Origin of the sequence: Rhodococcus sp. SG20037, assembly GCF_031763325.1 — a bacterium.
Taxonomy (GTDB): domain Bacteria; phylum Actinomycetota; class Actinomycetes; order Mycobacteriales; family Mycobacteriaceae; genus Rhodococcus_F; species Rhodococcus_F qingshengii.
The window spans coordinates 1,419,910-1,439,530 of sequence record NZ_CP134497.1 but is presented as its reverse complement, the minus strand read 5'-3'; the positions used below and the strand labels follow the sequence as shown (position 1 = coordinate 1,439,530).

Sequence of the window (19,621 nt, the reverse complement as noted above, 5' to 3'; positions counted from 1 at the left end):
CTCAGTGACCTCCTCTTCGCTCCGGAGCGAACCTGTACGCGTCGTTCTTGTCGGCACGAACCCCACGGATCGACAACTCGGCGTTGCCCGCACTGTGAGAGCGGTGGGTCGAGGGTCCGTACGGCGCCAGGAAGACCCATGCGATCAGCCACATGGCGCCGAAGAAGAGCGTCGACTCCGTCAAGTCCATCGAGAAGACGAGAACCATGATCGCGACGACGGCGATGTACTCCGTTCTGCTGCGGGCTCGCCCGAGCGCCGTGCTCAGAAGCAGGTAATAGCCGGCCAACAGCAGCAGGAATCCGATCCAACCGATCTGCAGCCGAATGTCGAGCATTCCGTTGTGTGCGCTGGTCGCCGGAAAGGACAGCTTTGACCGAATCATCTGCCCCACTGCACTGTCCGGCGCCCACACCGAGCCGAAGCCCCATCCGAGCAGAGGCCGCTGTTCGGCGTAGTAGTCGGATACCGTCCAGAGATGTAACCGGCCGGTCAGCGTGACATCTCGCGAGAGTAGCGCCGCGACATCGGGTCCGAGCACCTTCATCGCGCCGGACACCCCGAGGTACAGGCCGATGATCACAGTCGAGGCGAGGTGAGCGTTCGGTGTCCGTCGAAAGCACCTCAGAGCAAGCATTGTCGCCAGCGCAATCCCCGCAGCGACGAGACCGGTCTGGCTCCGGGCCTCGAACAACACGATGCCGGCGACAGCCAGCGCCGCCACCCACGGAATACGCTTGCCGTCGGGAAGCATGAGCATGACACCGACAAGTACAACTTCGATGGCAGCCATTCGTCCCAAAGTGTTCTTGTGCGTGAAGATTCCGCGATAAGCAACGGCGCGGGTGTCCACGTCGATGCCAGTCGAAGGATCGAGGAACACGACCATCAGCGACAGCACGAGAAGTACCAGCAAGGTGAGGGCAACAGTCCGCACTCGCACCGCGAAGGTCAACTCACGGGCGACGATGATTCCCGTGATCGCCAGGCACACGACGACGATGCCGGCGACGGCGGAGTTCCGGGGCAGTGTCGACCAGTGCCAACTGGTTGCCGGGACGCCGGCCGAGATCATAAGCGTGAAGACAGGCCACGTCGTATTGCGTGAGTATCGCCGGTCGAGGAAGTAGACCAACGCAATTGTCGCCGAAAGAACGGCCGAACCGTGTACGAGCAACGATCCGAGCGCTGTCCTCTGCGTGTACGCCTGAAAGGCTCCGCTCGCGCCGATGACCGCGATCACCAATGTCGTTCGCAAGATCAGCGGATTGTTCGGTGCCTCATTTTCGCAAGGCGCCGGTACCGCCTTCTTGTCAGTAGGCGCCATCACTTCCCACCACCGCCTTGAGCGTCTTCGCGACGATCATGACGTCACCCATCATCGACCAGTTGTCGACGTAGGAAAGGTCCAGGCGGACAGTGTCTTCCCACGAAAGATCAGAACGTCCACTGACCTGCCACAGGCCGGTGACACCGGGCTTGACCAGTAGCCGACGACTGACCGCGTCGTCGTACATCTCGACCTCGCGCCGAAGCGGTGGCCGCGGTCCTACAACACTCATCTCTCGCCGGAGGACATTGACGAACTGGGGCAACTCGTCGATCGAGTATCGGCGCGTGAATCGACCTACCGTCGTCACACGCGGATCGTCTCGCATCTTGAAAAGCACTCCGGCGCCTTCGTTCTCCTTCATCAGTGCCGTGACCTGTGAATCCGCATTCTGGACCATCGAGCGGAACTTGAGCATGGGGAACGGCTGACCGTCCAACCCCATCCGCTCCGACTTGTACAGAACCGGACCCTTGCTCGTGAGCTTGACGGCGATCGCAGCCGCCAGAAGCACCGGACTGATCACGGCCAGCACGAGCGCCGCGAAAGCAACGTCGAAGGTCGTCTTCGAGAACTTCTGTGCGCCGTGATAGCGCGGACGCTCGACATGAATCAGCGGAAATCCTGCGACCGGGCGCATCGAGAGCCTCGGCCCGGACACATCCAGAATCCCCGGTGCGACAACAAGGTCCACATGATCGCGCTCGAGATCCCAGGCCAGCTTGCGCAGCCCTTCCGGTCCGAGTCGCTCCGACGCCGTCACCGCCACCGTGTCGGCACCGACCTGTTCGAGTGCGTCGGTGACACTGTGCTCGTCTCCGAGCACCGGAATGTCCCGACCGTTCACTGTGACAACTTCGCCCACGTCTCCTCCGTAGCCGGGTACGCAGACTCCGACAACTCGGTATCCATGGGCATCGTCGCGCTCGAGGTTGCGTGCAAGATCGACAACCGCCCCTCGCACACCGACCACAAGTACGGCAGTTCGAAATTCACCTCGGGCTCGCTCACGAGCAATCACCCGTCGCCAGATCCAACGACTCGCGATCAAGGCGGTCAATCCCATCGGAAACGCCACGGCAAGGTACAGGCGCGCGATCTCCAGGTGAAGGAGAAGGCTGGCGATCGCAATCAGTCCGAACAGGCGGAGCGTTCCGACAGCGATCAATCGGTACTCTTCAGGGCCGCTTCCGATCACACGAGGAGATCTGGTCCGAAATACCGTCAGTACGGCAAACCAGCCGATAATCAGGGCGAAAGACAGTGCGGTGTAGCTGAAATGGCCGAATGCTTCACCGTCGACGACATCCGCGTCGCTACCGAATCGCCACCATTGAGCCAGAAACACAACTGCCGCAACGATGATCGTGTCGGTGATCGCCAGACGACCAAGATACGCAGATTGCCATTTCCTGCGTGCGGAAACTCCACCGGCCCTCTCCGGCGTTACTCGTCGGTGTTGTTGTGGCCGCTCTTTCGTGGGCGCGGCCATCTCGAGAACCGTCATGTGTTCAGAAACCTTTCCCCATGCACAGAATTCGGCCTGAAGATGTTCACCGGCCGAGGTCCATCGGACCGCCTTGCCGATTCCCGAAACTTCGACAGCGAAGCAACTGCTCCGCATTGCTGCGTTCAGTGCGTATGGTCGCATTACGTGCGCCTTGCAGTTAACCCGGCGACTATTGTCAGGCCTCGGCCCAACTGTCTATTATTGCGGCATTGCCGCAGCTCACACCCCATGATTGAAGCAGAGTCCACTAACAACCCAAACACAGGACGATCGGCGATTTCTCCTCGCCCGCTGACGTCGCCGGCCTCGATATTGCCAGGACTCACATCTTGGCAACTCTTCGGCTAGCTGGTCAGTACCAGTGAGGAGTTTGCCACATTCCGGACAGCGTGGCAATAGCGCTTTCCGAAGTTCTTCCCGACGCCAGCATTGACGTCAGTTATTCACCCTCCGACAAGAAGGAGTGAGCATTGCTCACCATTACCATTGCGTACCTATAGTTTTCATCGCCTAGCCCATTTGGGCTCCGCGTTTGGACGGAAACCAGCACGCGGTTGGTAAACACTCTGCAATCCATACTTTGATGCGCTCAGCATCCACTCAGCCCTGGACGATTGTTCGACACTTCGCCTCTGGGCGTCTTACCTACTCCTGGCCGGCATTGCGCGAACCTACGATCGGGCGACACCGAGAATTCAGACATGCAAAAGGAGGAGTGTGGACCGCCAGCGATCGCCGGTGATGTCCTGAAATAGTTGCAGCACAGCCCAATTAGGGACATGCGAGTTGCGCAGCCGCTCGGCTGCAAAGCGGGGCGACTGCTACCGATGGCTATGGCTATGGCCATGGCAAACGTGTGTGGCCGTGTAGGGTCAACGGACGCTCGACACGCTCGTTCGCACCCAGTAGCGGAGCGTGTCTCTCGAACAACCGACATTGCGGGACAACTGATCAGCTGGGCGCACGCTCTCGAGTAAACCCCCGCACGCTTCGATTGCCTTACGCGAAACCGGGTTCCTTTCGTCGCAGGTAACCAGGACGCGACTGAGCCCCACCGGGTCGCCGACATACGCGAGCGCCTCACCCAGAGCAGTCGACGCTATCCCTTTCCGGCCCTCCGACCGACGGACCCGTGGCCGATATGACCACCGACATCGGCCAAGAACTCGTTCATGCTGAGTCGCAGCTGGCCGACAACCCCCGCACCCGCTGTCCAAATCCATCGAGGGATGCCAGATCGACATCTAGGCGTTGCGAAACTCTCGAGGCCGAATCGGGCTGGTCCGCCTGCGGTCCGCCACACTCGCTACGCGATTCCAACCAAGACGCCCAAGGCCCCGTCGGGCGCAACCAGATCGACAGTCATAGAGGCACTGGTCAAGCAGGGACAGCTCAGACCGCAGCGTCACATCCCGCATGCCCGTGCCTACCCAATTACTGCGACGGCCGATGAACCCGTATTCCGCACTGCGCGTCGCAGACTCAGAGGACCCGACTAGAGAATTGCGTCCGATTCACCACACAGAGAAGGGCCCTCGAGCTTTGCTCGAGGGCCCTGTGAGGCGTCGGGATTTACCGTACGACCAGGTCAGATGACTGTCGACGTGACCTTTCGTTCGCCGACTGGATTGCTGTCCACGGACCCTTCCACGGCCACGTCAGCGACAACCGGATCGGAATCGTAGTAGTACTTGTACTCGTAGACACCACGACCGTTCAGCGGGGTCATCGTGATGACAGTACCGAGAATCGTCGCGCCCACACTGTGGAGATTGCCGACCGCCCTGCTCAGCTGTTCCCTCTTCGTCGTGCCGTGACGAGCAATCACTAGCGCACCGTCCGCCAGCGCTGAAAGAACTGCAGCATCCGTAACCGGAAGCAACGGCGAGGCGTCGATGATGACGTAGTCGAACCTTCTGCGGAGATCGGTAAAGACCGCATGGGCAGTGTCAGTGCCCAGAAGTTCGCTCGGGTTCGGGGGAATCGGACCTGAGGCAAGAACCGTCAGGTCAGCATTGCTCGTGACTTGAAGTACGTCGTCGAGATCTGCTTGCCCGGCCAGGACCGAGCTCAGACCAACGCTTCCGATAAGTCCCAGATACTTCGAAACGCGAGGCTTACGGAGGTCACCTTCGACGAGACACACCTTCTTGCCTGCCTCGGCCAACACGAGTGCGATGTTCACCGCAGTCGTGGTCTTTCCCTCGGAGGGAAGAGAACTCGTAACGACGATGACACTCGGTGGGCGATCCACGGCCAGGAACTGCAGATTGGTTCGCAGCTCGCGGTACGCCTCGGCACTTGCGGAGTTGCCCTCGTGGAAGTTGATCGCTTGATGAACTTCGCGTTCCTTGTCGAACGGAATTGTTCCCACCATCGCCGCGCCGGCGATGTCTTCGACCACCTTGCGCTCTTTGACGGTGTTGTCCAGGCGATCACGCACCACAGCCAACCCGATCCCCAGCAGAAGCCCGATCGCGGCACCGAGCGCCACGTTCCGCGAAGTCTTCGGCGACACCGGTTCCGCGGGAGTTTGTGCTCGCTGTTCGACAACGACGCGCGCAGGTGCTGTGCCACCATTTGCGGGCGTACCCAGATCTTTGACCATCACGACAAACTCGTCCGAGAGCGCATTTGCGATTTCACGTGCCAGTTCAGGCGACGCATCTTGCACGCTCAAATCGAGCAGTACTGTATCCGGCGCCGATGTGGCGGTCACCTTGGACGAAATCTCCGCAGCGGAAAGCCCGCCGAGTCGATCGGGCCCGACTGAATCGATCGTTCTCTGTGCCAGTGTCTCGCCGGTAAGGAGCTTGGCGTAGGAAGTGACCAACTGCTGTGAGAGCTGGTTACCTTGGTAAGCCTCGTTCACGGTTGTTCCGGTAGAAGTCGACACGAACAGGCGCGTGGAAGCCTGGTAGATCGGCGTGGCAATCAACGAGGCGCCCAATGCGCCCAAGATCACGACCACAGTGACGACAGCGACTATCTTCCACCGTGCCTGCAAAATCTTCAGGTAGTCCCGTACATCCATCGTCGAATCTCCTTCGGCTCGAACACGTATCACGTCTTCGAGTAGTAATCGACAGCCGCTGTCGAGCCGCTGCACTCAATGCAGGCTGAACGAGGCAGCCAATCTTCTATCGCGTGTCCCTGCGTCACAGCGCGAGGTATTTGCCGAAACAGCCAGGGGGGAGAGGCCTTCACGGCATCTCACACATCTCACTTCCTGGCCGATGCATGATCGGGAAGTGGCGAACACGCGACACTGACAAACCCGCGACACTGACAAACCCGCGACACTGACATCGGGCCCACTCGCACATCGCGCAGAGCAGACACAACGTGCAGCCAGGCTGAACTCTACTGCGTCATTGGTCTTTTCACCACCGCAACGGAGCCTCGAAACTTCCTAGACATCGTCAGTCGACTGTGCCGACCATGAAAGGGTCACATACCACAGCGGGCCGTAGGACCAACGTCCGTCGACGACCAACTACGCAACTTGCCGCCGGAAGTTGATGCATACCAACCGAACAAGGCAACATGCCCCTCACCCTGTGATGCACGAGCGGCTATCCCAGCATCTCCCCCGGCCACAGCTCGCTCGCTGACGGACTTTGGTCCTGGGCACACGGCCACTTCCCCTCGATGCCTACAACACCCACCCTCCGTGAAGGTTTCACCGGTTTACGGCCTTCCGAGACCTCGGTAGGTCCACCCTGCGTCGCGCCAGGTGGTCGGTTCCAGACAGTTACGTCCGTCGATGATGACCTTCTTGCGGACGACAGGTTCGAGGTCCGACGGCAACAACTTTCGAAACTCGGCCCACTCGGTCAGAACCAAGACGACATCAGCGCCTGCACACGCTTCAAGTGCGCTCGAAGTGTAAGTGAGGGTGGGGAACAACGCCTTCGAGTTTCCCATCGCCTTCGGGTCATAGACATTGACGGCAGCGCCTTGCAGCTGAATCTGCCCGGCAACGTTCAGCGCAGGTGAGTCGCGCACGTCGTCGGAGTCAGGCTTGAAGGCTGCACCGAGAACCGCCACATTGGCTCCGAGTAGAGAACCACACGCTTCTCGAGCCAGTTCGACCATCCGAGTACGACGACGCATGTTGATATTGTCGACTTCGCGTAGGAATGTGAGTGCTTGATCTGCTCCCAGCTCACCAGCACGTGCCATGAAAGCACGGATGTCCTTCGGTAAGCAGCCCCCACCGAAACCGATTCCGGCGTTGAGGAATCGCCTACCAATTCTCTCGTCATGGCCGATGGCATCGGCAAGAACGGTCACATCCGCACCTGAAGCCTCGCACACCTCCGAGATCGCATTGATGAACGAGATCTTCGTTGCCAGAAATGCATTGGCTGATGCTTTGACCAACTCCGAAGTCGCAAGGTCGGTCACAACAAAGGGAATACCTTCGTTCAAGAGTTGCTCGTACACTTCACGCGCAATCGATTCCGCACGTCCGGGTCGATTGCGGTCGACCCCGAGCACAAGCCGGTCCGGGTGAAGCGTGTCTTTCACCGCGTAGCCTTCCCGGAGAAATTCCGGGTTCCACGCCACCTCCACGTCTTGTCCGGCAGGCGCCAGTTCCCGTGCCCGCGCACCCAATCGCTCTGCTGTACCGACTGGCACAGTTGATTTCCCGAAGATTACGGTCGGCCTGGTCAAGAGGGGTGCGAGTGTCTCGATCACCGAATCGACAAAACGCATGTCGGCCGCGAACTCCCCCTTCTTCTGCGGCGTACCGACGCCGAGGAAGTGGATGTCGGCGAACTCTGCGGCCTCCTCGTAGGAAGCCGTGAATCGAAGACGTCCCGCGGCTATGTTGCGGCGCAGTACTTCCTCGAGTCCCGGTTCGTAGAAAGGAACCTCCCCAGCTTCGAGCATAGCGAGCTTGTTCGGATCAACATCCACCCCGAGAACCTCGTGACCCAACTCGGCCATGCAAGCTGCGTGTGTCGCCCCGAGGTAGCCTGTGCCGAATACCGCAATACGAGAAGTCATAACGATGTCTGCCTGTCGAAGTCGAGTTTACGTCGAATAATGCTGTAGTACTTCATGTCCTGATCGAATCGACGTTCTGTCGATACCACTCCACGGTCGATGCGATCCCCGCACGAAGATCAATCCTGGGCTGCCACCCCAAATCTCGAAGCTTCCCGATGTCAAGCAACTTCCGCGGCGTCCCGTCAGGTTTCGAATGATCCCATTCGATCTCGCCGTCGAACCCGATCTCGTCCGCCACGATCGCAGAGATCTCCGCGATGCTCTGGTCCTCGCCTGTACCAACATTGACGTGTTCTGCTCCGTCATAGTGGTCGAGCAAATGAAGGCAGGCATCCGCCATATCGTCGACGTGGAGAAACTCGCGCCTCGGCGTCCCGCTGCCCCAGTTCACGACTGAAGCAGCTCCATCACGGCGCGCGTCGTCGAAGCGTCTGATGAGGGCTGGCAGCACATGAGAGCCCTTGGCAGAGAAGTTGTCACCCGGGCCGTAGAGATTGGTCGGCATCGCGGAGATCCACGGACGCCCGAACTGCTTTCGAACAGCCTGTACCTGCAGGATTCCCGCGATCTTGGCGATGGCATATGCATCGTTCGTCGGTTCCAAATGACCGGTCAGCAAATATTCTTCGCGAATCGGTTGAGGAGCGAATTTCGGGTAGATGCAGGATGATCCGAGGAACAGCAGGCGATCTACGTCGAACTCGGCCGCCGCGTCCATCACGTTCACCTGGATGCGAAGGTTGTCGGAGATGAAGTCCACCGGCAGTGTGCTGTTCGCCAGTATCCCGCCCACTTTGGCTGCCGCGAGGACCACGTTCTTCGGCCTCTCGGCGGCGAAGAACTCGAACACGGCACCGCGGTCGCGAAGATCGAGTTCGGCGGACGTGCGACCGACAAGGCGATTGAAACCGTCGGCCTCCAAACGACGCCAGATCGCTGAACCCACGAGTCCACGATGGCCCGCGACGTACACCGCATCGTTCCGATCGAGGGACTTCTGCGCGTACTCCCCCGTCATCGGGCATGCTCCCAATCCACCAGGTTCGGGCGGTCGATCCAGGGCTTGCCCTCACACTTCAGAGCCTCTATGTCCGCATCGACCATGATTCGAGCCAGCTCGGGGGTATGTACAGTCGCCTTCCAGCCGAGCTTCTGCTCCGCCTTACCTGCATCTCCGATCAACGCGTCTACTTCCGTCGGCCGCAGATAGCGCTCGTCGAAGCGCACATGATCTTCCCAGTTCAGACCCGCGTGCTCGAAGGCCACCGTCAGGAAATCCTTGACCGAGTAGTTACCGCCTGTCGCGAGCACGTAATCGTCCGGCTCGTCGGCCTGAAGCATCCTCCACATTCCCTCCACGTACTCCGGCGCGTAGCCCCAGTCGCGGATTGCATCGAGATTACCCATGTACAAATCGTTTTCCAGGCCGGCCTTGATCCGCGCCACCGCTCGCGTGATCTTGCGAGTTACGAATGTTTCGCCTCGCCGCGGAGATTCGTGGTTGAACAGAATTCCGTTCACGGCAAAGATCCCGTACGCCTCGCGGTAGTTCTTGGTGATCCAGTACGAGTACACCTTCGCCGCACCGTACGGCGATCGCGGATAGAAGGGAGTCTGCTCGTCCTGCGGAGGCGGTGTCGCACCGAACATCTCGGAGCTGGACGCCTGGTAGAACCTGCATTCGAGACCAGCCATCCGGACTGCTTCGAGCAGCCTGATCGACCCGATTCCCGTCGTGTCACCGGTATGTTCGGGCTCGTCGAAACTTACCCGTACATGGGACTGCGCTGCGAGGTTGTAGACCTCGTCCGGGCGTATCTGTGCGAGAAGAGTGACCAAACGCGCCCCGTCGCTGAGATCTCCGTAATGAAGGAACAGTTTTGCATCCGGCGTGTGGGGATCCACATACATGTGATCGATTCGAGCTGTATTGAACGTGGACGATCTACGAATAAGTCCGTGGACCTCGTATCCCTTGCCCAGCAACAACTCCGCGAGATAGGAGCCGTCTTGACCGGTGATGCCTGTGATCAGTGCCTTCTTCATTTCTCTCCTTCATGTATGTGCGACTTCACGATTTTCGGGCAGCTATTCACACGGTCACGCCTGCCTCCACCGCCTTCTCCATGCTTGAAATTCGCCGAACCGAAATATAGATACACGGAATAACCTGGAGTACAACCATTCCTGCGGATAGTCCCAAGTAGAGTGCGGCGGCTCCGAGTTCAGGAATCAGGGATATTGCCAATACCATTCCGACGAGGCCGCTCAGCCAGACACAGAGGACTTGCAACCATAGTCCTCGCGGGTCCATGAGGAACATCGCCGCCGGCTGATGCACCGAAACAACAAGGATGTAAACACTTCCGGCCAAAACGGTTGCCAGCGGGACGACAAGACTTCCACCCGAGACAAACCGAATTCCCGGATAGCTGATGACGACCAGAGCAAGCGCAAATACGGCGCCCACAGTGCCGAGAAGTACTATATGCTGGGCGAATTCACGCACCCGAAGTGTCCCGATTCGGTATCGCTCGCGATATCTTGACCACAAGTTCTGGCCCATCACTCCCAAGATAGCCAGCAGGGGTCCAGCGAATTGCGCCACCACCGAATATTGTGCGACGTCTTCGACCGTTCCAAAAGTGGAGATCAGCAACCTATGGCTCTGGAACCCGACAACCATGCCGATCGATATGAGAAAAAACGGAACCGCCGTTTCAGCTATGCGAACTCGCACCGGGCTTGTAAGACGCCAGCCGATCAACGAACCCTCATCGCCGGAAATCGATCGAAGCGCGAGAGCAAGGGTAAGAAATCCGACGGCGAGGTAGCCTGCGCACGGTGCCAGAACAAACAGGTAGGCCGGCGCCTGAGTAGTCCAACAAACCCCTATCACGATCAGTTGAATGATCGGACCGATCAACGCTGCGGTAACGACAACGCGCATCTTTCCGCAACCCTGCAGGATGCGTGACCCCAAACCCAATGGAATACCAACTGCCGCAGATACAATCACTACTGTGGCCAGCGCCGACGCATGATCCATCTCACCGACTGCGCCTAGAACTGGCACCCACAGCCCCATCTGATAGAACAGGAACGCGAGGCTTGCGACAGCGAGGGATACCAGAACGGTGACCAGACTCGCCCGCCGAAAATGGGATTGGAACGACATCCGATCGAGTGCACCACTTCGGTAATCTGCTGTCGCGTTCACCATGGTCGCGCCAATACCGAAGTCCGCGAAGGGAAGTAGATTCAACATGGACGCCATCAGCGCATAGAAGGCGTAGTACTCGACGCCGTAGTCCCGAGACAGAATTGCTATTACGGCGAAGTTCGCGCAAGCGCCGGCCAGCAGACCTACCAGTCGAAAGAACCCGGTCCCGCCCAGGTCGATCGACTTCGCCGACCTCACGTATGAGCTGACCACTGTGTTCACCCTCGTGTCTCCGAGGTTCTAGCGCCGGACACGATTGTGGACTGCTTCAGACCGCTGTCGCCGATCCGAGCGAGTACCTTGTAGCACGCGGCAACTGCTACCTTCACGCAACCCCGCCAGTACAAACCTTGCGCGAACGACGCTCGTCCCATGCGTGCGTTCGCAGCTGCGGCAACCGCCGATGCGCTCATCAGCCGAACTGGGATCCCCAGATGTCGCGCGTAGTGCCCCCTGATCGATTCCTTGCACAACAGCGATTTCTCAGGAGAACCAATGGATTTGCCTGCGTACATCGAATACACGAGGGAAACGGTGTTGTGTTGAACGACTCGGCCGACGACGGATAGACGAATGAACATTTCGTAGTCGTCGGCGTAACGCTCGACGATCTCCGGTACGTCCAGCGCAATCGCTGCTTCGTAATCGGCACGCCGAACCAGCGCCGCTCCCGGTGGAAACGGACCATACCCTTGTGTCAACAGGGTTCGAGTATTGATCTCGGAGTACGACTGATTGTTCAACCGACTACGCCCACGTGGGAGACTCGCCATCACACGTCCAGCGACGACTGCGCAGTCCGCCTGCGCAGAGAGAATACCCAAGGACTCGTGAATGCCGGGTGCGACCAGAAGATCATCCGCGTCCAGGAACACGATGTACGGTGCCGTGACGAGCGTGGCCCCCCGTCGTCTCGCGAGGTATGCACCCGCATTTGGCTGCGTCAGGACACGTATATCGTGGGCGCGACATAACGCGGCGGTACTGTCTGTGGATCCGTCGTCCACCACGATGACTTCCGAAGCGCCCGCATTGTGCGCGCTCTCGATTGACGCCAAAAGTGTGGCTTCCGCGTTGAAAGCTGGTATGACAACTGCGAATTCCGCACTTGATTGCGTTGTGGGTTCCAAATAGTCATCGGACACGAGGAGTCACCCCTGCTAGAACTCGTCTTTGAACACGGTCGGTTTTTGCGAGAAGCGCAACCCCCAAGGACACCGCATAATCGAGCCACTGCGCCCTGAAGACTGTGATTCCGGTCAGGGCGCGTGATCGCCGCATGTCCCGGTAATGATCCATCATGCCCCGCACCGAACCAGCGCCGGCCGAATCAAAGTCACAGAAGAACTCGGTCCACACCCGCGGTTGCGATCGGACCGCCATCTTCAACAGATACAGTTGGTCGGCACTGAGTCCGAATTCGGTATCGTAACCGCCGATCTCAACATGCAGCGACTTCTCGATCACACATGCTTGATGGGGAATGATGTTTCCACCTAGCGCGAATCGGGACAGACTGAACGGGACGCGGCCACCGATTCCGATGGAACTTCCGGAGTCGTGGATGTTGCTCAGCCCGTATCCCCACCGCCAAGAGACGCCCCCTCCTTGATGATCTCGAGAGACTCTCTCCAGAACGTCACATGAATGGAACACGTCGGACGAGTGCATGAACCACAGCAACTCGCCACTCGCCAGTTCCGCACCGATGTTCATTGCGTCATAGCGACCGCTGTCGAGGCCGGTGTTCCAAACTAACGAATCACCCAACGAATCAAGGTATTCGACAGTTCCATCCGTCGAACCACCATCGATCACGATGTGTTCGACTCCCTGTGCACTCTGAGCCCGGACGCTCTCGATCGTGCGGACCAGCCCCGAAAGATCATTCCTGGTGATGGTAATGACGGTGACCGATGAAGTCATCGAGAAGCCCCTATCGCGAATGCATAGGCGTCGATGAGTGCTGTACGCGAACTCATGACGTCCACTGTTCGGTTGAAATATTGTGTCTTGGCTTGAACAGTCGTTCGGTAGTCCAGGCAGTCGAAGTAATGTGTGACGGCCATTGACAGAGACTCCGCAGTATTGCCAGCGACTGGATAGCCAAGCGAGACCATACTTTTGATGTCACGACTGATCACCGAGACACCGACCGCGGCGGCTTCCGCAGCGGAAATCGGAGCGCCCTCCCAGGCCGCGGTATGGAGATACAGCGAACTGGCGCGCACTTCATCCAGCACCTGTTCAGCTGGAATCCAGCCCGTCACCCGAACCCCGGATTCCACGAGACTTTCTTTCAACCCGGCTTCGCCGTCTCCTACCCACACGAACTCGAACCTGCTCGACAACCTTGCTGCAATATCGGCGAACAGTTGGGGATCCTTTTGGGGAAATATCCTTCCCACCATCACTACTCGGCTTCTTTCAGCCGATGCTTCCGCTGTCCGAGGGCTGCTTGCGCGCAAATATGCGCCGTGATCGGTCGGGGATACATTGCCGACCACGATGGAGGTGGAGGAGTTCGACAACTCCGTAGTCAACTCGGCTTCTCGTCCACTCACGGCAACAACGCACTGACGCCGAATCGAGAGTAGCCCACGCTCAACGGACTTGTAGAGTACCCGCGCCAGGGGACTGACGTCGGTGCGCTCGAATGCGTAACAGTGTGGGGTGTATACGATTCCAGCTCGGTGCCCCGGGATGATCCGGGCGAGACCGGCAAGACTGGAATGCAGGTGGAGAACATCGAAATCTCCCCGGCGCACCATACGAATCGCGGACAGCAAAAGTGCGGCCAAACTTCCAGGTACCAATGTCACGCTGAGTTCGGAGGGGAAATTGTATGTGCTCTGCCCGGCCCGTTCGCGAGCAATCACGCAGTGATGCATTTCTGGCGTCAACGCCTGATAGTTCAAGATCGCGGTGCTTACACCTCCTCCGAGCGCTTCCGTGACATGCAGAACTTTCATCGCGCACCATCCCTCGTCAGGCCGGCATCAACATGTGAGCTTCGAATATCTTCCATCGCAAGGTCTTCCGTCTCCGAAGTATCAACTGATCTTTTCCGCATACCCGAGGAGCACAAGAGAAGAATGAGAGGGCACAGGAAGGGAAGCAGACCGGTTCGATACGGCTGGATGGGCGCCTCCAGAAATCCCACAGCGACCGTAGTTACGATCAGCGCCCATGCCAAGTATCGATTTTCCACGTCAGTGGTCAGCAACGCCCAGGCCGCAGCGACGACAAGCACGGCAATTCCGAGAAACCCGACGGCAACGCCGAGTTCTAACCAAATGTTGTGCGCGGCATAGTTGGAGGAGAAGCGATACGCGTTATGCTCCGTCCAATAGTTCGCGCCGTGACCAACATTCGGACTCTCCGAAATCAGCTCCTTCGCCCTCATCCACAAAGCACCGCGATAGGTGTAATCGCGGAGCCCGTAAACTCGGAACACTGGCACAAAAGAAATCACCAACGCAACCATCGCAGCTGCCAGAGCCACAACCCGCGACATGCGGTTTCCGATACCGAGGACTACGAGGTAGCCGAGAACCAGACCGATCATCGCTGTTCGACTGCCAGAAATTTCGATCACGATGAGGCTCGCCAGTCCAACCGCCGCAACTGTGATCCAGTGTTGCCGATACACGGCAACGACGCTCAGCAGTGCGACACACAGCCCCAGGAAGTTGCCATTGCCTGTGATCGATGACGTGAGCACTTGGCCCGCCACAGTGCACTTGTCCAACCGACAGGTCTCGACCACAGCCTCAGGCCAGACGACGAAAACCACAGCCATGCTCAGACAAAGCGCAAGCAGACCCTGGTAACAAAGACGGGGCCAGTTCAGTACGTCAACCGAGAGCGCGCGGCACCACAGGAGCGTAGGCACAATCATGAATATCGCTCCGACGACACCGATGTCCACGACCCCGAAGATGAGGATCGGCATGATCGCCACCGCCATGACCAGTATCGCGGGCATATAGGGGAATGAATCTCGGGACCCGAGAGAGGCGATGAAAATCGCGATTCCGATGACAATCGAAGGCACGTAGGAGATCACGAAGACCGCGGAGCCAGAAACTGGAAGGTATAGGGCAAGGACGCTACCTAACACCGCCTTGAAAAGGACCGGCCATACCACCGATACCCAAAACCAGATCCCGATCAGCCCGCTTCTGGTACCTGTTGAGGTTTGACGGCGGGTTGGCAACACCGTGACCCCACGTACACGTGCGATCAGCAAGAGAAAAACACTGGCAAACAACAGGAACGAGAGGTTCATGTCATTGGCCAGCCGTCGGCAGGTGGCATGGCACAGCCAGGGAGCCGAGTAGGCGTTCCCTCTGGGATGCGACGGCCTCGATGCGTGAATCGATCAGGCGCCAGTAAGTGGCTGGATCGTCTCGAATCGATTCCACCGCGTCGAGAACGCGAGTTGCCGAAGTCCGTCGGGCATCGAGAACGTACTGTTCCAACCCCAGATCATGAAATGCTCCCCATGATTTTCGTTCGTAGCCCAGGTGCACACTCGGCTTTCCGGCGAGCAATGCAGACAACGATCCGTGCAGGCGTGTACTGACAACGACGCGATTCTCCGCGCTCTCCAGATAGTGCTGCAATGGCTTTGGGGTTCCCGAGGAGTATTTGACGGTGAGTGGAGTGTCATTGTTTCCGCCACCGGTGGACTGAATCGCCCATACAACATGATCTGACCGAGCCAAGTCGGACAGAGTGTTCTCGTAGGATCCAGGGCGGGACAGCTCACGTGCCACGACTACCGGGCCATGCGTGATCTCGATAGTACGAGGTGTACGGACCTCCGCCATCTTGAGAACCGCCAGATCCGAGATTCGTTCGACATTGGTCAGGTCGGCGAACAATTCCCGTGATCGATCGTCACGAACGAGCACCTGATCCATCGCCTTCAGCGAACTCGCGATACGCCGACGGAGAATGTTCGGGAACGGACCGATACTCTGCGGCAGATAGATCTTACGCGCACGACTTCGTGCGGCAAGATCGAGTTGACCGAAATGCGCCCCCGCAGTTTTCAGGGCCTCGGAAACGGACGAACCCCGAAGGTATCCGCCCCCGACAGCGACTATCAAATCCGCTTGCTCGAACAGTATCCTGACAGGTGCCGGCCCGCCGGTGACGGTACTGGCCAGCATGGAAACACGTACGGATGCCTTCTTTTTCGGGTTCGGAATCCATGCCGACGTCCACTGATGAAACTTGACATGATCCGCCATCGGATGGTGACGGAACGATTCGGCATCAGTGGCAATCACGTCGACGACAGAATCCGGCCACACCGATCTCAGCAATTCGAGTGTTTCCTCCACCAGCAACCGGTCGCCGGAGTTTTGAGCACTGTATGCGTGAATGACCAGGATGCGCGGGTGGTCACGACTGTATTCGGGCAACGATCTCACTCCTGGTCGTCATGGTTCGGGACGCCTGCAAACCCATTGAATAGGCGAAATCTCGGTACTCGTCACTCGATACGACGCCGAGGGCGGACCGAAGGCTGGCCGCGCCGGTAAATGTGAGCACCGGCCCGGAGGTTCGCAGATCCTCGAATGCAGGTAGATCGGCAGCAACAACCGGCCGGCCGCGCGCCCACGCCTCCCATACGAACACAGGGTTGAGTTCGTTTCGGCTGGGCATAAATGCCGCGTCTGACCAATCCAGATAGGGCACAACGTCATCGACGCGTCCTACTAGTTCCACCGTATGCGAAGAAGACTTCGTACTGCCGAACCGCCGTTTCAGGTCTTCTTCTTCCGGTCCTGATCCCAAGATCTTTATTTCACACGGAATCTCGATATCTGACAGCAGTTCGGGAATACGATCGAAGCCCTTCTGCTTGGATAGACGGCCACAGGCCAGGAGCCGTAGCGGTGCCCCCGAAGATTCACGACGAATGGTTTCTCTCGAGTCAACTCGGATCAAGTTCGGCTCGTAAACAAGCCGAGCGTGCGGTCCGTAACGTCGCTGACGAATCTGACTCACGGCTGATTCCGAAGGCGCGGTGATCAGCTTTGCGTGCCGAAGTGCTTTGCGAACGAGCATGTTCTCGACCAGGGAGAGAACGCCAGTTTCATCCGCACTCGGCAACTGATGGAAGGTCGCAATCAGCTCACCCGGAAGACGTTTGAGCAAACTCGAAACGCCGAGTGCGACATGGCTACCCCTCATCAGTGAATAGACCACATCCGAATGCTGTAGATGTGTTGCTATGGCTCGACTGGCTCCGACCAGTCCGCCAGGACTCCTTGGATAGTCGAGCATGACGAACTCGTCTGCGAGGTCCGCAACCTCGTTGAAGTCTCGGCATCCTGCAAACAAAGTGACCACGGTCGTATGTGTGTCGGTAAGCCCGCGCAATAACCCGCACAATGATTTCTGTGCACCCCCACCTTCCAACCAGGGCGCCACAACAAGCAACGACTTCAACTTTGGCGGTTCCGACACAAACTTCTCCTGGTCAATTTGCTCCATCACTTCCCAACATCGCCTTGAGCACCTTCGCGACGATCGTGTTCTCGCTCGTCATCGACCAGTTGTCGACGTACGAAAGATCAAGGGGAGCTATGCCTTTCCACCGAGAACATCACGAACTGAAGTCGGTCCCGAATCCGCATTCACGTCTCAGTACGCACCGTCGCTGGCCAACACCGCTTTCAACGTTTTGCCGACGATCAATACATCACCCATCAGCGACCAGTTGTCGACGTACGAAAGGTCCAGTCGTACAGTCTCTTCCCAAGAAAGGTCCGATCGTCCACTGACCTGCCACAATCCTGTAATCCCCGGCTTGACAAGAAGTCGGCGACTGACAGTTCCGTCGTAGGCCTCGACCTCGCGGCGAAGCGGAGGCCTGGGGCCGACCACGCTCATCTCGCGCCGAAGAACATTGACGAACTGTGGCAGCTCGTCAATCGAGTAACGGCGCAAGAAGCGCCCGACCGGTGTAACGCGCGGGTCGTCGCGCATCTTGAAGAGCACACCGGCGCCGTCGTTCTGGGCCATCAACGACTCCACCTGTGAGTCTGCGTTCTGGACCATCGAACGGAACTTCAGCATCGGGAATGGTTTGCCGTCCAGTCCCATTCGCTCCGCTCGATACAACACCGGGCCCGGGCTCGAGAGCTTGACCGCCAGTGCCGCGGCCAGGAGAACAGGTGCAATTGCTGCCAGTAACAATGACGCGAAAATTACGTCGAACGACGATTTCGCAAAGCGTTGCGCACCATGATATTTCGGTCGCTCGACGCGTATCAAAGGCTGACCGGCCACCGGCCGCATCGACAGGCGCGGCCCCGACACGTCGACGATACTTGGCGCAACGACCAGATCTACGTCCCGCGATTCCAGATCCCAGGCAAGTGCACGGATGCCATCCGAGCCGAGATGTTCGGTTGCCGTCACGGCAACGGTATCTGCGCCGACCAGTTCCAGCGCTTCGACTACCGATGTCTCACCACCGAGGAGCGGTATGTCACGCCCGTCGACTGCGATGGACTCGTCCGCGCGCCGAAGGAACCCCGGCACACACACTCCGACCACGCGGAAACCGTCTGCGCTACCCCGCTCGAAGTTTCGTGCAAGTTCAGCGCCGGCATCCTTGCTGCCCACCACCAGTACCGATGTGAGGCACTCACCGCGAGTACGCCTTCGCACGATCACCCCACGCCAGAGCCAACGGCTCACCAGTAGCGCGAGAAGGCCGACAGGGAACGCGAATGCGAGGTAGAGCCGGGCGATATCGAGACGAAGCAGAAGGCTTACTATCGCAATGACGCCGAACAATCTCATCGCGGACACCAGGATTCGCCGATACTCCTCAGGACCGCTTCCGATCACACTCGCAGATCTGGTCCTGAATATCTGCAACGTCGCCAGCCACGCGATCACCACGCCGATCGACAAACCGGTGTAGCTGAACTGCCCGAGCTCACGAGCGTCGACGGCGGTCGGCGCGGCGCCGAATCGAAGCCACTGCGCAGCCGAAACCGCCGCTACGACAATCAGCGAATCCGTCACTGCCAGAGCACGTATGTATCGATGCTGCCACGCAGCACGCGAGGAAAACTCCGCACGGGAGTCCGGCACGATGCGCGGACGCCGATACCCGAGCGACGGCGCCATGGACATGTCCAATGCCGACATCTGACCAACCTTCCCGTTTGCGAGCCGCCAGGCCCCGACCGTTCTTCGGAATTTCCCGTTTGCACCCGAATGCTTCACTCACAGCTAGAGATGGAGAAGAGCAAATGTTCCGCTTAGGTATCGGCAACATTGCAACTCGATAATCCGGAGGCATTGCACGTGCCGCGTGAGTACTATGAGAACATCTCCAAGGCCGGAGTTCAATTCGAATAATGTTGCAGGTCAAGACTCTAACCGGCAATTTTTCTTCCCAGCACACACCCAAAGAATGTTGGACGATCGTTCACGTTCAATCGCCGCAATGTCACGGTGCCATTTACGCTGTAGTTACCAGTTAGTAGCTATAGTTCAGCTA

Annotated in this window: 15 protein-coding genes; all 15 read right to left on the bottom strand. The window is 58.5% G+C overall.

All coding sequences use genetic code 11. The features are described 5' to 3' along the window. Position 1: 1 nt before the first annotated feature. The 15 genes from RHP72_RS06720 to RHP72_RS06655 all read right to left on the bottom strand — a co-directional run bounded on the left by RHP72_RS06720 (position 2) and on the right by RHP72_RS06655 (position 19,266). Positions 2 to 1,327, bottom strand: coding sequence for an O-antigen ligase (locus tag RHP72_RS06720; RefSeq protein ID WP_063314869.1), 1,326 nt, complete (start codon positions 1,325 to 1,327; stop codon positions 2 to 4). Further along, on the bottom strand, positions 1,314 to 2,837 hold the full coding sequence (locus tag RHP72_RS06715) for a sugar transferase (RefSeq protein WP_311094485.1): 1,524 nt from the start codon (positions 2,835 to 2,837) through the stop codon (positions 1,314 to 1,316). The genes RHP72_RS06720 and RHP72_RS06715 overlap by 14 nt, the downstream gene beginning before the upstream one ends. A gap of 875 nt (positions 2,838 to 3,712) precedes the next feature. After that, complete coding sequence (locus tag RHP72_RS29400) at positions 3,713 to 4,063, bottom strand: GNAT family N-acetyltransferase (protein ID WP_075832471.1); 351 nt, start codon at positions 4,061 to 4,063, stop codon at positions 3,713 to 3,715. Between the two features lie 365 nt (positions 4,064 to 4,428). After that, positions 4,429 to 5,874, bottom strand: coding sequence for a polysaccharide biosynthesis tyrosine autokinase (locus tag RHP72_RS06710; protein WP_007726623.1), 1,446 nt, complete (start codon positions 5,872 to 5,874; stop codon positions 4,429 to 4,431). 656 nt (positions 5,875 to 6,530) lie between these two features. Further along, positions 6,531 to 7,856 carry a UDP-glucose/GDP-mannose dehydrogenase family protein gene (locus tag RHP72_RS06705; RefSeq protein ID WP_007726621.1) on the bottom strand — a complete coding sequence of 442 codons (1,326 nt, stop codon included), beginning with the start codon at positions 7,854 to 7,856 and terminating at the stop codon, positions 6,531 to 6,533. A gap of 52 nt (positions 7,857 to 7,908) precedes the next feature. Continuing rightward, the gene (locus RHP72_RS06700; protein WP_007726619.1) at positions 7,909 to 8,877 is read right to left on the bottom strand and encodes a GDP-L-fucose synthase; all 969 of its coding nucleotides are present in this window, start codon (positions 8,875 to 8,877) and stop codon (positions 7,909 to 7,911) included. After that, positions 8,874 to 9,905 (bottom strand): GDP-mannose 4,6-dehydratase, encoded by a 1,032-nt coding sequence (gene gmd, locus RHP72_RS06695; protein WP_003943737.1) that lies wholly within the window; start codon positions 9,903 to 9,905, stop codon positions 8,874 to 8,876. The genes RHP72_RS06700 and gmd overlap by 4 nt, the downstream gene beginning before the upstream one ends. A gap of 46 nt (positions 9,906 to 9,951) precedes the next feature. Then, positions 9,952 to 11,136 (bottom strand): polysaccharide biosynthesis protein, encoded by a 1,185-nt coding sequence (locus RHP72_RS06690; RefSeq protein WP_228401970.1) that lies wholly within the window; start codon positions 11,134 to 11,136, stop codon positions 9,952 to 9,954. A gap of 164 nt (positions 11,137 to 11,300) precedes the next feature. Beyond that, the gene (locus RHP72_RS06685; RefSeq protein WP_311094484.1) at positions 11,301 to 12,227 is read right to left on the bottom strand and encodes a glycosyltransferase family 2 protein; all 927 of its coding nucleotides are present in this window, start codon (positions 12,225 to 12,227) and stop codon (positions 11,301 to 11,303) included. After that, the gene (locus tag RHP72_RS06680; RefSeq protein ID WP_042452281.1) at positions 12,217 to 13,008 is read right to left on the bottom strand and encodes a glycosyltransferase; all 792 of its coding nucleotides are present in this window, start codon (positions 13,006 to 13,008) and stop codon (positions 12,217 to 12,219) included. The genes RHP72_RS06685 and RHP72_RS06680 overlap by 11 nt, the downstream gene beginning before the upstream one ends. Continuing rightward, complete coding sequence (locus RHP72_RS06675; RefSeq protein WP_007726612.1) at positions 13,005 to 14,054, bottom strand: glycosyltransferase; 1,050 nt, start codon at positions 14,052 to 14,054, stop codon at positions 13,005 to 13,007. The genes RHP72_RS06680 and RHP72_RS06675 overlap by 4 nt, the downstream gene beginning before the upstream one ends. Beyond that, positions 14,051 to 15,373, bottom strand: a complete 1,323-nt coding sequence (locus tag RHP72_RS06670; protein WP_311094483.1) for an O-antigen ligase family protein — start codon at positions 15,371 to 15,373, stop codon at positions 14,051 to 14,053. Before RHP72_RS06670 ends, RHP72_RS06675 begins: the two co-directional genes overlap by 4 nt. A 1-nt stretch (position 15,374) precedes the next feature. Beyond that, entirely contained in the window at positions 15,375 to 16,526 is a 1,152-nt protein-coding gene (locus RHP72_RS06665) for a polysaccharide pyruvyl transferase family protein (RefSeq protein ID WP_228232491.1), read from the bottom strand. Next, positions 16,498 to 17,595, bottom strand: a complete 1,098-nt coding sequence (locus RHP72_RS06660; protein WP_065456022.1) for a glycosyltransferase — start codon at positions 17,593 to 17,595, stop codon at positions 16,498 to 16,500. The genes RHP72_RS06665 and RHP72_RS06660 overlap by 29 nt, the downstream gene beginning before the upstream one ends. Positions 17,596 to 17,745: 150 nt before the next feature. After that, complete coding sequence (locus RHP72_RS06655) at positions 17,746 to 19,266, bottom strand: sugar transferase (protein WP_007726602.1); 1,521 nt, start codon at positions 19,264 to 19,266, stop codon at positions 17,746 to 17,748. Between the last annotated feature and the right edge of the window lie 355 nt (positions 19,267 to 19,621).

Excerpts from the sequence above, each read along its gene's own strand:
- RHP72_RS06720 (WP_063314869.1), bottom strand. The coding sequence starts at position 1,327 with ATGGCGCCTACTGACAAGAAGGCGGTACCGGCGCCTTGCGAAAATGAG.
- RHP72_RS06680 (WP_042452281.1), bottom strand. The coding sequence starts at position 13,008 with ATGACTTCATCGGTCACCGTCATTACCATCACCAGGAATGATCTTTCG.
- RHP72_RS06715 (WP_311094485.1), bottom strand. The coding sequence starts at position 2,837 with ATGACGGTTCTCGAGATGGCCGCGCCCACGAAAGAGCGGCCACAACAA.
- RHP72_RS06705 (WP_007726621.1), bottom strand. The coding sequence starts at position 7,856 with ATGACTTCTCGTATTGCGGTATTCGGCACAGGCTACCTCGGGGCGACA.
- gmd (WP_003943737.1), bottom strand. The coding sequence starts at position 9,905 with ATGAAGAAGGCACTGATCACAGGCATCACCGGTCAAGACGGCTCCTAT.
- RHP72_RS06655 (WP_007726602.1), bottom strand. The coding sequence starts at position 19,266 with ATGTCGGCATTGGACATGTCCATGGCGCCGTCGCTCGGGTATCGGCGT.
- RHP72_RS06660 (WP_065456022.1), bottom strand. The coding sequence starts at position 17,595 with ATGGAGCAAATTGACCAGGAGAAGTTTGTGTCGGAACCGCCAAAGTTG.
- RHP72_RS06710 (WP_007726623.1), bottom strand. The coding sequence starts at position 5,874 with ATGGATGTACGGGACTACCTGAAGATTTTGCAGGCACGGTGGAAGATA.
- RHP72_RS06675 (WP_007726612.1), bottom strand. The coding sequence starts at position 14,054 with ATGAAAGTTCTGCATGTCACGGAAGCGCTCGGAGGAGGTGTAAGCACC.
- RHP72_RS29400 (WP_075832471.1), bottom strand. The coding sequence starts at position 4,063 with ATGGATTTGGACAGCGGGTGCGGGGGTTGTCGGCCAGCTGCGACTCAG.
- RHP72_RS06690 (WP_228401970.1), bottom strand. The coding sequence starts at position 11,136 with ATGGCGTCCATGTTGAATCTACTTCCCTTCGCGGACTTCGGTATTGGC.
- RHP72_RS06700 (WP_007726619.1), bottom strand. The coding sequence starts at position 8,877 with ATGACGGGGGAGTACGCGCAGAAGTCCCTCGATCGGAACGATGCGGTG.
- RHP72_RS06670 (WP_311094483.1), bottom strand. The coding sequence starts at position 15,373 with ATGAACCTCTCGTTCCTGTTGTTTGCCAGTGTTTTTCTCTTGCTGATC.